At 36.1% G+C, this 18,118-nt stretch carries 7 protein-coding genes; all 7 read right to left on the minus strand.

All coding sequences use genetic code 11. The annotated features are described in order from the left end of the window. Positions 1 to 86: 86 nt before the first annotated feature. Positions 87 to 2,936, minus strand: a complete 2,850-nt coding sequence (gene galA, locus EZ428_RS08505; RefSeq protein WP_131552724.1) for a beta-galactosidase GalA — start codon at positions 2,934 to 2,936, stop codon at positions 87 to 89. A 34-nt stretch (positions 2,937 to 2,970) separates the two neighbouring features. Beyond that, entirely contained in the window at positions 2,971 to 4,734 is a 1,764-nt protein-coding gene (locus tag EZ428_RS08510; RefSeq protein WP_131552725.1) for an alpha-L-arabinofuranosidase, read from the minus strand. Between the two features lie 67 nt (positions 4,735 to 4,801). Then, positions 4,802 to 6,019: a glycan-binding surface protein gene (locus EZ428_RS08515; RefSeq protein ID WP_131552726.1), complete on the minus strand. Its 1,218-nt coding sequence runs from the start codon at positions 6,017 to 6,019 to the stop codon at positions 4,802 to 4,804. A 28-nt stretch (positions 6,020 to 6,047) separates the two neighbouring features. Beyond that, the gene (locus tag EZ428_RS08520) at positions 6,048 to 7,631 is read right to left on the minus strand and encodes a RagB/SusD family nutrient uptake outer membrane protein (protein ID WP_131552727.1); all 1,584 of its coding nucleotides are present in this window, start codon (positions 7,629 to 7,631) and stop codon (positions 6,048 to 6,050) included. A gap of 17 nt (positions 7,632 to 7,648) precedes the next feature. Continuing rightward, a complete protein-coding gene (locus EZ428_RS08525) occupies positions 7,649 to 10,825 on the minus strand; it encodes a SusC/RagA family TonB-linked outer membrane protein (protein ID WP_131552728.1) in 3,177 nt (1,058 codons plus the stop codon). A gap of 41 nt (positions 10,826 to 10,866) precedes the next feature. After that, the gene (locus tag EZ428_RS08530) at positions 10,867 to 13,704 is read right to left on the minus strand and encodes a TIM-barrel domain-containing protein (RefSeq protein ID WP_131552729.1); all 2,838 of its coding nucleotides are present in this window, start codon (positions 13,702 to 13,704) and stop codon (positions 10,867 to 10,869) included. 185 nt (positions 13,705 to 13,889) lie between these two features. Further along, positions 13,890 to 18,014 (minus strand): hybrid sensor histidine kinase/response regulator transcription factor, encoded by a 4,125-nt coding sequence (locus EZ428_RS08535; protein WP_131552730.1) that lies wholly within the window; start codon positions 18,012 to 18,014, stop codon positions 13,890 to 13,892. Positions 18,015 to 18,118 lie beyond the last annotated feature (104 nt).

An 18,118-nucleotide genomic window follows, 5' to 3' on the forward strand; every position in this document is an offset into this window, starting at 1 on the left:
TATGATTTTATTGGGATAAACTTATTGGGAAAACAGCAGTCTATTGCCATCTTGAAAATTAATTGGGATCATTAGCACTCTCATTATTACTTTTTAATTTGTAATAAAAGCGTACTTGATTTTAAACCCGCGGAGTTAGTTTGCAATTTAATTTCGCCTTCCTCGCCAGTTGCTTCTACAATTACTTGAGCCAAACCATTAAACAAGTTTCTTTTCCATTGTGGTGCAGGCGTATAAATCTGAAACAAGCCAAGATCTGTATTAAAACTATCCCAGCTGTTTTGTTTAACAAATGGAGTAGCAATAACCGCAACTGTATTTTTACCCACTTTTATCAATTTCTCATCAATTATATATTCGTAACCTTTTTTATTTTGGGCTAAATTGCCTGCCAGTTTTACCCCATTCATATAAATTGATTGTTGTGGACCAACGCATTTGTAAAAGAAAGTTACTTTAGCACCTTTTGGTATTTCGGGCAAATCTACTGTACCCCTATATATTAATGCTTTCGCTCTTTCTGCGAAAGATGCGTTTCTCTCGTCTTTAAAAGCAGGTTTCCATTGCTGATCATTGTAATTAGCGGCAATACCGTCAACAACAGCCATATTATCAACTATCTTTTCCTTTAAGCTGTGTATTGGGAAAGTTTCAATTTTTTCCAAGAATTTCTCTGGTGCTAAAGAAGTGGGATCTCCGTTGCCTACGCCAATTATTTTGCCCGGACCACTTAGCTCAAAACTTAGGTTGTTATTGGCAGTTGGCACATTTAAGCCCTTTTTATCGGCTACCGAGATGGTTACTACGGCAACTTTGCTATTTTCTACTAAAATTTTATCTTGTTTGGCAACAATTACTGCTGCTTGTTCAGTTGTATTAACTGCATCTGTTAATGTTTTTTTACCGTTTTTAAAACCCACAGCTTTCAAATTACCAGGTGCATAATTTACTTTCCACTCCAAGTGTCCATTTTTTTCCATGGTCTTTTTCCCTAAGCTTTTTGAGTTTAAAAAAAGCTCAACTTCATCGCAATTACTATAAACCCAAACGTCAAAAGTCTTACCTTCTTTGCCTTTCCAATTCCAGTGAGGCAAAATATGTAGGGTAGGTTCATCTGTCCACCATGATTTTAAGTACCAATTGTTATCTTTAGGAAAACCACATAAATCTAACATCCCGAAATAGGAAACTACTGAAGGCCAGCCAAAGGGGGTTGGTTCTCCCCTGTAATCAAAACCTGTCCAAATAAACATACCTGCCAAATATGCTCTGCTGGCATAGTGTTTCCAGCCATTCTCTAGGCTTAAAAAGTTATCATTTTGCTTTTTATCGTAGGCTGCTAAGTAATGTTTTTCAAGGTCATCAACATAAATGCCACGAGTTGCCACTGTAGAACCTTCTTCTGTACCCCAACTTAATTGTTGAGGAAATTTCTGGTGTTGTTCGTCCGTGTTTTTTGTGGCGATGTAATTATAACCCAACATATCAATGGTGGTGGAAATACCATTGCCAATGCCGCCACTCACTGCTGCCGTGATTGCTCTGGTAGTATCTATGGTTTTGGCAAAAGCCTGAATTGTTTTTGCCACCCTTGCGCCTGTAATATTTCCTTCGATGTTCCATTCTTCATTACCTACCGACCAACTGATTATACTTGGGTGATTGCGATCTCTTAGCATTAATCTTTTCAAATCATTTAAGTGCAAATCTGTAGTACCCATGAGCCTTGTTTCGTCAATTACCAACATACCTAGTCTATCACAAGCATCTAGCAACTCTGGCGTTGGAGGGTTGTGTGAGCAACGATAAGCATTACTACCCATTGCTTTAAGTAAGCCTATCCTGTAATATTGCAATTCATCTGGCAATGCTACCCCTAAACCCGCATGATCTTGGTGGTTATTTGTTCCCTTTATTTTAATGTGCTTACCGTTTAAAAAAAATCCTTCATCGGCATCAAATCGAATAGTTCTTATTCCGAAAGTGGTTTTATAAACATCAATCAATTTTCCATTTTGGCTAATTGTAGTAACCAGTTGATGTAGGTAAGGATTTTCTAAGGACCATAATACTGGATTTTTCAATGAAATGGTGCTGGAAAAATCTTTCAACTCTAATGAATTGATTTTAAGTTTTTCAATTTTAACAGTTCCCAAAACCTTTCCTTCTGCGTTTAAAACTTCTTGCTTAACCTCAAAATTCTCGTCTTTTAGCCCATCGTTTTTTACAGTTACCAATGCTTGTATTTTTGCTTTATCGTTCTCCAACAAAGTAGATACAAACGTTCCATTTGTCGCCACATGTAGTGGATTTGTTTTATTGAGCCAAACATGACGATATATACCGGCACCTTCATAGAACCAGCCCTCTTCCATGGTTACGTCAGCTCTTACGGCAATTACATTTTCGCCGCCATAATTTACATAATCAGTAATATCATAGTTAAAACTGTGATAGCCACTTGGTTCTGTGCCTAGATAATGGCCATTTACCCACACTATAGAATTTCTGGAAACTCCATCAAAAGCGATCGAAATTTTACGACCAAGATCTGTCGTTGGTATATGAATCGTTTTGCGATACCAACCCACACTTGTGTTAGGAAAGTTTCTGCCAACGGCATTAAAGCCATGACTTAAACTGGCATTCTTATCAAATTTTTGTTCAACCGCCCAATCATGTGGCAAATTTAACTTCCTCCAATATCTATCATCAAAACCAGGTGCAGCAGCTCCATCTCCATATCCAGTTTTACTGAGGTAAGAAAAATAGCTTGTTCCATTGTAAAAATCCTTTTGTGGTTCATATGGATGTCCGAAGGCAAAATACCAGTTTGCATCTAAAGAAATGTGTTCCCTTGTATTTGTAACTTGGGCTTGAGTGGTTAAACAATTGATAAACAAAAAGAAAACGATGATCGGAAAATACTTAAGCATTATATTTTAAGAAAAATAAGATAAAACGGGTTGTTTATTTTTTATCGACAACGAGATACACCACTGATCGAGGCGGAAGTGTTAATTTAATACCACCGACAACAGTTGCCGATCTGGCCACTAAGGTTTGGTAGTTTGTTGGTCCACCAGAAACGCCATCGGGCCCATTATCATTAATTAATAATTTTCTAGAAAACTCGCCATTATCATTGCTACCTGTAAGCGTGTAGTAATAATACCTGCTACCAGCATTAAAATTCTTGATTTCGGTGTTTACAATTTGAGTGCTGGTTCCCTTGTTCACTAAAACAATTCCGGCTTCGCCTGATGCGTATCCGGAAGCATAACTAACCACGTCAGTTGATCCAGTTACGGTAGAGGTAACCATCCTATCTCCAAAATATTTTTGGAAATAATATATGTGATAAAATGCAGGCCTTGGTGTCCATTTTGTAGTTCCATCACCTTCGTCTGCCAAACTAAACATCCCATGATCGTTTCCACTACTGTACCCATTTGCCAAATCCCACCTACTGGCCATTCCATAATTGTTTTTTATTAATTCGCCCAAAACCATAATGGCATGCATGCCTGCAATATGGGAAACTTGTTGCTTAGAGCCTTCTGCAAAAATATTCCATTCTGTCATTGCAATTGGCTTTAAAGAAGCGCCATTGTCTTGAGTGGTTTTTTTCATGTAATCCATGATCATTTTAGATTCAGTAACCGCTGTATTTAAAATCACCGACGCAGTAGAATTTTGAGCGTAAGGTGTGTAATAAGTGTGTACAATATAAAAATCTGCGGCTCCTGCAGCTGCAGATAAAAAGCCAGAATTCCAGTTCTTATCAACTACGTTGCTACTTGTTGTCGCATCATATTGGATCAATTGCCCTCCAATTTTTATCACAGATCCTATCTCACTAGCCGCCTTACGCATCGAATCTGCAAAAACCTTGAAATGTTTTCCGTAAAGTGCACCGTTTATAATTTCAGGCTGACCATCTTTATTGGTTGCCGTATTAATTTTATAACCTGCTTGCCAAGGGCCAGCATCTTCGTTACCAATTTCCCAATATTTTGTTTTTCCTTTATCAAAACGAACCCAATCTGCCGCTAAATGTGCCGCAACTTGGTCTGGATGTGTGCTTGTACCATAGCGGGCATAGCTATAGTTTACGGTAATTATTCCAGTACTATTTGTTTGTTGTAAAAAATTATAATAGTTAGCTAAGGAAAGTGTCCAGTTTGCAGTGTTTTTTCCGTACCAATAACCAGCATTCACTGAAGTTCCTGATGTGTTATAAAGCGTGCTTGGAGCATCTGCAGGTTTTTGATTGGCATCTGCATTCCAAAAAAATACACTGGCAATGTTTCCGCCAGGAAAACGCAAAATATTTGGAGATAGATTTTTAACATGGCCTACCAATAAAGGCTCGGTAGCCAATTGCCCTATATATGGATTTGTGTTATTCCCAAAGAGATATTTTGATACCTTAGCCACAGTTTCGCTAAAATCTGCACCAACTGTAACGTTTGCCGGCGACGTACTTTTGGGAACATCTACAAAATTAGGAGCTACAAAAGCTTTACCTTGCCAGTCGTCCATGAAAAAGCCAATTGTATTGGCTACTGGCACTGACTTTGGCGGAATAATATCACCTGTGTTTCCTGGGTTTGTGGGAACAGTTGGCTCGGCAATCACTTCTTTGGGCGTTTTTTTACAGGCAAGTAGAAACAACAAGCCTATACCCAAATAAGTAAGTTTTAACTTATTTGTAGTTAAATATAATTTCATGGTTGTGTATTTAAGGTGGATAAAGAAGGTTATAGGCTTTTTAACTAAAGCCTATAACCACTTTATTTTATCTATTTGCCTTAACAATTCTGATGTTGTCAATTGCCACATCAAACTTGGTAGTAACTGGCGTAGAGGTGTCATTGATATACATGAACACCATAGGTCTTCTACCTGTACTATTGGTTAAATCTGCTAATGTTGGTACGGAGTTACCGGTACCTTCTCCATTATTAGTTTTAGTTTTAAACTGAGTTAAAGGAATGGTTACCGTATACCATTGGTTTGATGTAAATGGTGTTGGCAGTGTTGCTTTCCAAGGCTCATAGCGAGCAAGATATAACCAAGTACCCTCATCCCTACGTATCATTAAGCCTCCTCCGCCCCAAGGTTCTTTAACGAAAATCTCGAATTTTAACACATAACTAGCTACTGGATCTTGTAAATTAGCCAATGGAACCCATTGTACAGGATTTAAGTTAATAGATCGATTAGCATCATACCATGCATAATTAAAAGAAGAGATTGGCCCAGTAAACATTCTGGCATAAAAGCCTTGTGCACCTGGAAACAAAGTTTGATCATTAGTTCTGGTACTGCCATAACTAAAAGTATTCACGTTATCAAAATTACAAAGCATACCTGTAACTTGATCATTGTAAGAGCTGTATTTGGTAGATCCACCCTGTGTTTTCACTATAATATCGCCAGATGTTGCACCCAAAGGAATGGTTACCGTACAAGAAGTTCCATCTGGTTTAGAAACCACATTTGTTCCATCAGCACCTCCCGGAAATGTGATATTTGTAATGAGGTAAAGGTACTGGCCATATAAAGTGATGGTTTGACCAGGTAAAGTGTACTCATTACTTACCGAGTTTACGATAGGCGGAGGTGGTGAAACGGGAAATTTAAAAATCGTTTCTCCATATTTACTCACCAAACGTATTGTATTCTCTTGTCCCTTTGGGATATTAGAAAATAGTATAGAAGGCACAGTTACCACAAAATTGTTATCGCCTACTAAAGCAGCGTTAAATGTTGCCGGAAAACCACTAAAATACACTGCCGAAGCCGATTTTAGGTTTGCCCCCTGTATAACGATGTTCTGCCCAGAACCCACCTTAGTTAAGGTAGAATCGTTTGGTGCAGGAGCAATTGCCCTGATTCTGTTAATTACAGGTGGTTTTTCATTTTCCTGTTTTTTACAAGAAGATTGAGTGGCCATTACCATCACACATAGCATGATAAATAAGCCAAATTGATTTTTAAAGACCTTTTTCATTATTCATTTAATTAATGATGAACTTATTTTATTTATAATAGGCCACAGCGGGCTGACTTAACAATGGATTTGTAGTGATATCTGCTGCAGGTAAAGGTAATTTGAATGAAGCTGCTGTGGGTGTAGAAAACTGCGGTTCATTTGTTCTGGCATTAGTTGCTGCATTATACGTTAGACGACCTCTATTTTGCAACGAAATTTTATTGATAGTTTGAGAAGGGTTAATATCATATTCCCTTAACAAGTCAAACCAATATTGACCTTCGATAGCAAGTTCTATTTGTCTGTCTATTAAAACATCAGCCTTTGCAATTGGTGCAGCCTTAACATCTAAACCTGCCCTAGCCCTCACTAAATTATAATATTTAACCGCATCTGCATTTGTAGAAGTACTATTATTTCCAATTAAAGCCTCAACGTAAATCAAGTAAACATCGGCAAGCCTTAACATGTAAGTAGCAGAACTGGTAGAAAGAAAATATACCTGTCCGGGATTATCTTCATTTGTACCAACTACATATTTTTTTACGTGTGGCGTAACATCTGTAACCCTATAACCTCCATCTTTTTTCAACAACTCAGTATATAAATCGCCATTTTGCATAAAAGTTGCTTTACGTCTGGCATCTTTTACGTCGTATTTGTTGTAAATATCTATACTTGGTGAGTTGGCAGCTCCAAATCCATCACCTGCATTGGTTAACTTACCCTCGGCAGCAAAGTAACCTTGTGTACTATTGCCAAGTCCGTAAGCTATCGGGCTAGCAATAAATTGCAATGCAAAAAGGCTTTCTTCGTTATTATTATTTTCTATCTTGAATAAATCAGCATAGTTAGGTAATAACTTTAAACCGCTATTGACACAAACATCACCTGCGTATTTTTGCGCACTATCCAACAAAGCTTGGTTTCTTAAGCCATTTCCTGTACCAACACCATCATCTGTAAGGCCAGATCTTGTTAAGTAAATTTTAGCCAACATACCTTCTGCCGACCATTTGTTAACCCTTCCTTTATCAGGTGTACTGCGCAAATTGGCAACGGCAAACTTCATGTCATCAATCACAAATCTGTAAACATCCTTAACTAAGTGTTTGTTAATTTGTGGTTGCTCCGCTAGTTCCCTATTGTCGGTAATAATGGGTACTTCTCCAAAATATTGAACCAAATAAAAGTAGGCCGTGCCTCTTAAAAAACGAAGTTCGGCTATGGCACTATTTTTTGCTGCGACGCTAACCGATGGATCTGTATTCTTTTCTATGTAAATCATATTAAGGTTAGCATAGGCAATTATTTTGTAGAGTGAACGCCATGCTTCATTAATCCTTGGATCGCTACTGTTAACCGCAAATGTAGAATAGGTTATCCAGTTGGTACGAGATAAGTTGCCGGCCATCGCGTCGCCAAGGGCGATCATCGATTTATCATTAAAATCGAACCAGGGTGTACCATATAATGCACCAGTAGCCAAACGAAGATCCCCTTCTGATTTAAAGAAGCTTTCTAAAGTTACCTTATCTAATGGAGCTCTGTCTAAAAAGCTCTTTTTACATCCAAAAAATGTAATCAAACCAAGCGATAAGGCAAGTATGAAATATTTTTTATTTTTCATTTCTTTTAAATTTAAAATTAAAATCCTGCGTAAATACCAAATGTATAAGTACGAGAAGATGGATATCTACCATTATCTACGCCAGCAGATTGTGCACTTTGAAAACGAGAGCCCACTTCTGGATCATAACCAGTGTAATCTGTAATGGTAAATAAATTGGTAATGTTTCCGTAAACCCTTAAATAACCAATTTTTAGTTTTTGGGTCATTTTATAAGGTAAGCTATAGCCTAGCACTAAATTTTTAAGACGTAAGTAAGAACCATCTTCAATGTATCTTGTAGATACCCTGTTGTTGTTATTTAAGGTCGAAGTTGAAATTCGTGGAACTTTGGTATCAGCATTGGTAACGTAAACATTATTGATATCTGCTGCACTACCGCTCGGATCTTTTAAAGCCAAACGGGCATAATTATTTACCGATTGCAGCAAACCAAAACCACTTTGCAGATCTTCGTTAGTTCTTTTTAACTGATTAAAGATTTTGTTGCCATAGTTACCATTAAAAAATACCGTTAAATCAAATTGTTTGTATTTAAAGGTATTGGTCATGCCATATTGAAATTTAGGAAGCGGAGAACCCAAGTACGTTTGATCCTTATTATCAATAATTTTATCACCATTAACATCCTTAAATTTAATATCACCCACCCAAACACCATTAACACCTATGGCACCTTGGTTTGCGTGATTAGTTAAATCTGCCCCATCCTTAAATACGCCTTCTGCTATATAGCCATAAAACTCGCCAATTGATCGGCCAACAGTAACTTGCTGTACAATGTCGGTACCCAGATACTGTGGTAAATTGGTGTCTTTGGTAATTAAAGAGGTAACCTTGTTCATGTTCCTTGACAAGGTGATATTGGTTGTCCAGTTAAAATTCTTAGACTTTAAGTTGATTGAATTAACACTAAATTCTATACCCTTATTTACAATTGAGCCAATATTCTTAGTAGGTGCATTCAATTTAGCTACCGTAAATTGATCTTGCGGGGTTGTGCCAGAATATAACGGAAGCGATAAACTATTTAAGAGATTGGAGGTATTTTTATAATATCCATCTACTGTAAATTGTAACCTGCTATTAAAAAATCCAGCATCTATACCAATGTTTGATGATTTTGTAGTTTCCCATTTGGCATTAGGATTTGGCACATTATCTAACAAAACACCTAAACCTAACGCAGTTTGCGTTGTACGGTAAGAGGTTCCATAAACGTAATCTCCTATGTTTTGATTATTTACAAGACCATACCCTAACCTTAGTTTTAAATCACTTATAAAATCAACCGATTTTAAGAATTTTTCTTCTTTTAAACGATAAGCCAAGGCAAATGCATAAGTAAAATTCCAACGGTTGCCCGGCGCAAATTTAGAAGAACCATCATACCTAAAAGTTGGGGTGAAGATGTATTTATCGTTATACGTTAAGTTAAACCTGGCATAATAAGAATCTATAGCTTGCTGTCCTTTACCACTAGTTGAAGTTGCTTTCGCTGGATCACCTAAATTAAGCTCAGAAATTACGTTTTGAAAAAAGCCAGAGGCAGTTGCATCTACATAAGAACTTGTGTTTAATCGAGATTCATGACCAATGGTACCATTTACCTTATAGATTTTTGCAAAAGTGTGATTATAGCTTATATAACTTCTGAAAGTGTTTTGATTGTATGCTGTACTTCCTCTTCTACTAAAACTTACAGCCTTTGGAAACTGTCCGAATTGATAAGATGGCTCAAATTGAACAATTTGTCCGTAATTATAGTTTATCGCCATCTCATTGCGAAACACAAAGTCTTTTAAAAAGGTGATGTCTGCATAAGCACTTCCATACACCTCGCTCCTAGTTCTGGTATTGGTGTTGATCTCAGTTAACGCAAACGGATTGGTTAAGGTAAATAGTGAACTCGATGGGCCACCATAAGTACCATCAGGATTTATAACAGCGATATCTGGCGATTGCCTAATGGCTAACTGAACAAGGTTTCCGTCTTGATTATTAATATTCTCATTGATGCGATTACCCGAAATATTGGTAGCCAATTTTAACCAGCTGGTTACCTTGGTTTCTACATTTAGTCTAACATTATATCTTTTAAAATCAGATTTGATGGCAATACCATCTTGATTTAAGTGCCCGAAGTTTAAGCCGTAAGTAGTACGAGCATCGCCCCCATTAAGCGAAACATTGTAATTTTGGACAGGGGCAGTGCCAAAAATTGCTTTTTGCCAATTTGTACCCGGACCTAAAACAGAAGGATCTGCAAATAATGGATTTGGAGTGGCAAAGTTTTGAATATCACGGACATTTCTAAATGCAGCATATTCTGGCAGTTCCATTACCGGTAAATATCTAGGTAACTCTTGGATCCCGTAAGACATATCGAAATTAATTTTTGGAGGACCAGATTTTCCTTTTTTAGTGGTTACGATAACCACACCATTACTTGCCTGACTACCATAAATTGCAGTTGCAGAAGCATCTTTTAAAATGTCTATACTTTCAATATCAGAAGGAGAAATAGTGGCCAAAGGATTTGTAGTTGGGCTACCACCAGTATAAATTGCACCGTTAACATCGCCTCCATAAAAAACCCCATCAATAACATATAAAGGTTCTTGGTTAGCTCCCAATGTAGAGATACCTCGTATTTGCACAGATATACCTCCGCCAGGCTGACCAGAATTGGTGTTAATAACCACACCTGCAACCCTACCTTGTAATGCTTGATCAAACGTGGTCGCAGCTGACTTAGCGATATCATCTGCCTTAATAGATGATATTGAACCTGTTACATCTTTTCGCAATGCAGTTCCGTAACCCACAATTACCACATCATTTAAGTTGTTGATTGAATTTACCAAACTGATGTTCATTACATCTTGCCCTGCCACAACAGTTGCTTCTTTGGTTTGATAACCTATATAGCTAAAAACCAACACATCGCCAGTTGCAACTTTTACTGTGTAATTTCCAGAAACATCTGTAATGCTTAACTGGCTATTTTTACCTTTTAAAGAAACATTTACCCCAGGTAAACCCTCTTTGCTGTTGCCATCACCAGTTACTTTTCCACTAATAGAGCGCAACGTTGCCTGTTGTGCATAACTTAAGCCATTAATGGCGATAAGCATAGAAAATATGACCAGTACAACAAGCGTCTTGCTGTAAATAATATTTTTCCTCATCATTTTAATTTTGTAAATAATTTGTTCATGTTGGTTGATTTGATTTATAATTTGGTTGTAATTTGCTTGCCTGTATAATTAATTGTTTGGGTTGCTTTCTGTTCAAAGTTGAGTGGTTTTGGAGATTTAGAATTAATCAAAAACACTTTAAAAATTCTCTTATTTAACATGCCTTTAAATTCTCCAACTCTACTTTGGATGGTTAAAGAATTTGATTGTTGATTATAGTTAAATTGGATGGTAGAAAATGCGCCCTTTTCGTAATTGTTATTTATACCTTCATCTTCATATAAACTAAATGTGGCATCTTTACCACCGTAAACGTATAAATGCAAGGTATCTGCAGGTTTTTCATCGGTATATTGTAACTCTGGCCCAAAGGGAATAATGGAACCTTCCTTAACAAAAATTGGCATTCTTTCATATGGAGAGGCTGCATTTATGGTTTCCCCACCAGCAAAATACTTCCCATCATAAAGGTTATACCAACCTGTACCTTTTGGTAAATAAACAGGTCTATTTGTTGCTTTATATTGATAAACTGGATTAATTAATAATGATGGACCAAACATGTATTGATCATTGATATTGTTAACAGCTTTGTCTTTCCCAAAATCCATCATTAAGCCACGCATAATGGTATAATCGTCTTTAAAAGTTTGACCTGCCAAAGAATAAACATAAGGCATTAACCTGTACCTAAGCTTATTATAGTAAAGCATACTTTTATAGGCAGGATGATTTTCTGGAGCAATATTATAAATCTCCCTATAAGGAAATTGTCCGTGAGCTCTAAATAAGGGTACAAAGGCGCCAAATTGGAACCACCTGCTATTTAATTCTCTCCATTCTGCCAAATCAATTTCATTAGGTTTTTCGTAGCGTCTTTCTACGGAAAAACCCCCAACATCCATGGTCCAATAAGGCAAGCCTGATAAAGAAAAATTAATACCAGCCGAAATTTGAGATTTCATATCTTCCCACCTCGACGCAATGTCTCCACTCCATGTGGCAGCACCATATCTTTGTAAACCTGCATAAGCAGACCGTGTTAAAATAAATACCCTATCGTTTGGTTTAACGGATCTTTGACCTTCATAAACACCCTTAGAATTTTGTAGTGGGAAAGCATTAAAATATTTTGTAGATGAACCTAAAAACGTTGGATTCATTAATTCTTTACGGGACTCTATTGGCAAATTTGAATGAATATCTGGTTCGGTAGCATCCATCCACCAAGCATCAATCCCTTTCACGTACAATTTTTTTTTCATTAACTCCCAAAAAGCCTTTCTTGCTGCCGGATTAAAGGCATCGTAAAAAGTTGAAGTAAAACCTAACCAATCTTTTTCTTGATTTACCACATTACGTTCGTACAGGAAGCCTTTTTTATTCATAAAATCGTAATTGGCATTACCTGTGTAAAACTTTGGCCATACAGAAATCATCAATTTGGTATGATAGTTATCATGCAATTTTTTAATCATCGCATCTGGATCTTGGAACCTATCCTTATCAAACTCATGGGTACCCCAACTATCTAATTTCCAATACTGCCAATCGAGTACAATATTGTCTAATGGAATTTTACGATCCCTGAATGTTTTTACAACATCGAGCAATTCGTCTTGCGTTTTATATCGCTCTCTACTTTGCCAAAAACCCATTGCCCATTTTGGCATTAAAACAGCTTTTCCAGTTAGGTTCCTGTAACCACTAATTACTTCATCTGCATTTTTACCTGCAATAAAATAATAATTGATCTCATCTCCAGATTCAGATAAAAATGCATATTGATCTTTTTCATCTTCTGGAATTGGGGTTAAGCATTTTAACGACAAATAAGATGGACCACCATCTGGAACCCATTGCATTTTTAGGTCGTACCTTTTATCTTTTAACATCTTGACCGCAACCACCGCACTACCAGGATTCCAAGCTTGCCTCCATTTATCTACCAGTAATACCCCATCAATCCAAATTTTAATGTATCCTGCGTATTTAACCTGCAAATGATGTAAACCCTCAAAACCTGATGCTACTTTTCCTTCCCAATTCACTAAACCGTCTTCCAGTTTATATCCTTCTGGAAATTTGTTCATGTCACTTAAAAACGAATAATCAATATCAGATTCTGCTCTTTTTAAAAAAACGTTTTTCTCTTTTGTATCATGGTAGGTGGCCGTTAGCCAACCTTCGTGCCCTTCAGCATCAAATAATTTTAAGGCAGAAAGCGGTTGATAGGTTCTGACATCTCCTACTTTGGTAATTGAATAGTTATCCCATAAAATACCATAATTTTGGTTTGATAAAAGAAAGGGAATGGCAACATCTGTATTATTCTGTAACAGTAAAACTTGTTTCCCTTTGTAATTCATCATGTCATCTTGATGCTGGCCTAAACCATAAATTGCTTCTTCTGATGGAGATTTAAAAGCTTGCATTAATTGAAATGATGCTTCGCCATTATTAGAAACTGATTTAAAGGAACGACTATTTTCTTTTTCACTTAAAAGAACCCTACCTGCTTGATCTTTATAAACTATGTTTCCGTTGTTACGGTTAATAACTACCGAAATGGAATCTGTGCTCAATACAATTTCTTGGCTTTGCTCAACCACCGACCATTTAATTTTTGTTGACGGGCGATCTATAGCCATTAAGCTAGGTTGATTGCTAAATGTAGAAATTGGACCTACTGTAACGTGGATAATTTTATCTGCAATAACATCTAACTTAATTAAACGATTTTGATTTGCGTCTTGTGTTTGGATCACAATGCCATTTTCTGTTTTTTGATAAGTGGTTTGCTGTGCTAAACAATCACCAGAAAAAGTTAAACAACCGATTGCATTAAAAAGGAAAAAAAATGTTTTGTACATACTTTGGATTTTTTGTTAATAAAGCATTTATTGCTAAATGACTTAACTAACGCTAACATTATATTTGGCTTAAATTTTTGTTAGGTAAAAGTAGCCAGTACAGGATGATGTGACGGTATGCAAATGATTAAAAATAGGTATCAAAATGTTAACTCGAAAGAAAAATGCCTTAAATAAGCCAGAGATTAAGGTTTTTCGTTTAGCTGATTTGCTCTATAAACTGTGGGCAGTTCATTAAACTCTTGCTTAAAATATTTAGAAAAGTATTTTGGGTTATTAAAACCAACCGAATAAGCAATCTCAGAAATGGATAACTGAGACTTTAACAATAAGGCTTCTGCTTTTTTTAGTCGATATGACCTAATAAATTCTACAGGAGATTTGCCACTCAATAATATTAATTTCTTGTAAAGCCCAACCCTGCTCATGTTAAGTTCGCTACTTAATTGATCAACAGAATAGTCGGCATTAGCTAAATTTTTCTCGATCATTACCAATAACTGACGCATGAATTTCTCATCAACCGACTCAATTACATCCTGCACGGTATTTATATCAACCTGTTTTTGATAAGTCTTTTTAAATGCCTCTTGCTGAGCTAACAAATTTCTTATTTTAGATAATAATATTTCAAAATTAAAGGGCTTCATTACATAATCGTTGGCCCCTATTTGTAAACCCGCCAACTGCGTTTCTTCGGTTGTTAAAGCGGTTAGCAAAATTACAGGAATGTGAGCCGTTCGTTTATCTTCCTTAATTTTTTTGCATAAATCAATTCCATTCAGTTCTGGCATACTGATATCACTTACCACTAAGTTAGGATGTGCAGAAAGCAAACGCTGCCAACCTTCCTTGCCATTAGCAGCTTCGTAAATATGGAAGTACTCTTTTAAGTTATCTTTTAAATAAAACCGAAAATCCTCGTTATCTTCAATTAATAGCAGCGTGGGTTTTTTATTTAAATTTACTGCTTGAACAAAATCTTGATCATCTATCATTCGTTTTTTTACGGTAACCGTCTTTTTTATTGATATCTGGCCACTTATATCGGCCGTATCGATTAACGGAAGAGCCACTGTAAAAGTAGAACCTTCATCTAGCTTACTTGTAGCCCAAATTTTTCCACCATGCAAGTTCACAAATTCTTTGGTAATGGATAAACCAATGCCGCTACCTTGGTTTACGATAGATCCAGGCACTTCATTTTGAAAAAATCTTTCAAATATTTTATCAAGCTTATCGTCTTCAATACCAATACCTGTATCTACTACCTTTAACAATAGGCAAGTTTGGTTCAATTCATTTTTTTCTGTAGTTAACATCACATCAACTGCACCGCCTTGTGGTGTAAACTTAAATGCATTTGATAATAAATTAAAAAGGATGCGTTCCACCTTATCGTGATCAAACTGAGTTACCAAACTAATCAAATCGGTTTCAAACTGCAATTCTATGTTTTTCTTCTCTGCAATATCTGTAAATGAAAATGTAAGCTCTTTAATAAAGCCAATAATATCACCAGCTGTAGCCTGCAATTTAAGCTCTTTAACTTCCATCCTTCTAAAATCTAGCAACTGATTAACAAGATTAAGCAAGCGCCTACTGTTTCGCTGAACCATTTTCAGTTGCTCTTTTTTTCCTTCATCAGCCGTTTGGTGGATAAGTTTCTCCATTGGTGTGATGATCAGTGAAAGTGGTGTCCTAAACTCATGGCTAACATTGGTAAAAAACTTAATCTTCAGCATATCCAAGTCGCGCATCCTTTTAGCTTCCTGACGTTCTTGTTCTAATGCAAAACCTGTTTTTAATTTATTTATGCCTCTTCTTCTAACCAAGTAAAGTGCCATTAAAACAGCCATGACATAAAGTATATATGCCAAAGGTGTTCGCCAAAATGGTGGCAAGATTTTAATAGAAAGATGTTTTTCATTCGCTACCCAATCGCCAGCAGAATTGGTAGAAATTACCTTGAATATATAGTTACCAGGATCTAGGTTGGTGTAAGTTGCCCTTCTAAATTTATCTACTGGCTCTTGAAACTTCTTATCAAAACCCTCTAGCATGTATTTATACCTGATCTTATCGGGGTTAAAAAAGTTGAGTGCCGTAAACTCTATGGAAAAGACATTTTGATGATGATTTAGCACCAACTTATCTATACTATTTAATGCTTTTGTCAGAACGATGCTACCATTGACCTCTTCCCCTACATCAACGCTTTTATTTGCAATTTGTAAATCAGAAAAACTAATGGTTGGTTTGATAAAATCACTGATAATATCATCAGGTTTAAACAAGTTTAATCCATTTGCACCACCAAAAATCAGTTCACCTTTACTTGTGATGTAAGCAGCATTTACATTAAATTCTCTTCCCTGCAAACCATCATGCTGGTCATAATTATTAAATGTGTAGCTAAGGTTTTTACCATTTTTCTTTACCTTTATCAAGGTTAAACCCTTCGAGGTACTTAACCAAAAATTACCCTGCCTATCTTCCACTATATTTAAGGTAGAATTATCTGCAATACCATCTTCAGATCTAAAAACCTTAAAATAACCCGTTTTTGGGTCGTACCTATTTAGTCCATCTCTAGTGGTTATCCATACATAACCATAACTATCTGCTAAAATATCGTATACGTTACCATTGCTCAATGCATTTTTACCATGGGGATCTGCGTTAAAATGGATAAACTTTTGAGTTCTTTTTTGCCAAAAATCTAATCCAGATGAAGTACCAATCCAAATGTTCCCATTTTTATCTTTTGAAAGAGCGGTTATGTAATTAGATGCTACAGAATTTGCACCTGTATAAGCCTTGTAACGTTTAAATACTTGCCTATCTCTATCAAGAACAGCAATACCTCCACCTAATGTTGCAATCCAGAGAGATTGATCATCTGCCTCCAAAATATCCCAAACCCTATCATCACTTAAGGTATTTGTATTTGTTTTATCGTATCTAAAATGCTTAAAGTTTTGTCCATCAAAACAATCTAATCCTCCAAAATAACTTCCAATCCATAATTTTTTGTCTTGGTCTATATATAAACTAACAATAATATCATTGCTTAAACTATTTGGATTGTTGGGCTGGTGAGTATATACTTTAAATTTCCTTGTTTTTCTATTAAAAAACATCAAACCCTGCCCATTGGTGCCAATCCAAATGTTACCCTCATGATCTTCAATAAATTTATTTACATCATCAAAAGGAAGGCTATTAGGGTTGGAAGCAAAATGACGGTATAACGGAAATTTAATGATGTTTTTATGGTAATAATTGATTCCCTTTTTAAAAGTTCCAATCCAAATAATACCGCTGGGATCTTTATATAAATTTACAATACTATTCTGACTTAAACTTTTAGAGTCATCTTCCCTATTGGTGATGTAGCTAACAGAAAAATCTTTTTTATTAAGTAAGTTAATACCGCCATGATCTGTACTAATCCATATTAATCCATTTTCATCCTCAATTATACCCGTTATCAAGCTATTATTTAACCCACCAGGTTTTTTAGTGAGTACTTTATTTATTTTTTGAATTGAATCATAATAAGTTACTCCTTCTTGACCCTCAAAACTCCAAATATAAACCACATCACTTTTATCGATAAAAAACCTTAGTGGCCTGTAACTTGACTTATCCTTAATTTCAAAAACAGAAACTTTTTGGGTTATTTTAAGCGATTTGATGTTAAATTTTTCAAATGTTTTGTCCACATGAAGTACCCACATCCCCTCTTTTGCATCCGTTTGGATGCTTGCAACAGGTGCTGCCCCTAATTGTGAAGGATGAGTTCCCCTGCAAGGAATATGTACTGTTTTATTTTGTTGAGTGAGGTAAATATAAATCCCCCCACTACCTGCATTGAACCAAAAATTACCTAGCTTATCTTTCTTAACAGCATTTATGACGCTTGTTTTAATGCCGATTTTTTTGAAATAGTTAGCCGCATTTTGATCAAAACTTTGTAGTTCTAAGTCGTAAATATTAAATCCGGCACGAGTATCAATCAATAATTTTTGATCAGGAAGTTCGTAAATGTTATTTATAAAATCATCGCTAAGCGATTTTGGGTTTCTCGTATCATGCCTAAAAACCTTAAACTGATACCCATCATAACGATTGAGCCCCGCCATGGTTCCAAACCACAAATAACCTTTATTGTCTTTAAAAATTGTGGTTACTTGATTATTCGACAAGCCATTAGCGAGTTCGAGCCTAGAAAATTGCAATTGGTTTTGCTGTGCAGAGGCAAATTTTGAAACAAAAAAAAGAAACCAAAGGAATATACAGCGCATCTATAGCAATTTATGGAATGGTTATCGCAAGTTAAAAAAAATCGTTTAAGATTTAATCTTTCGCCTTTTAGAGGCCTCAATCAACCCGCAACTATATTAGCTCG

It is taken from the genome of Pedobacter frigiditerrae, assembly GCF_004331645.1.
Classification (GTDB): domain Bacteria; phylum Bacteroidota; class Bacteroidia; order Sphingobacteriales; family Sphingobacteriaceae; genus Pedobacter; species Pedobacter frigiditerrae.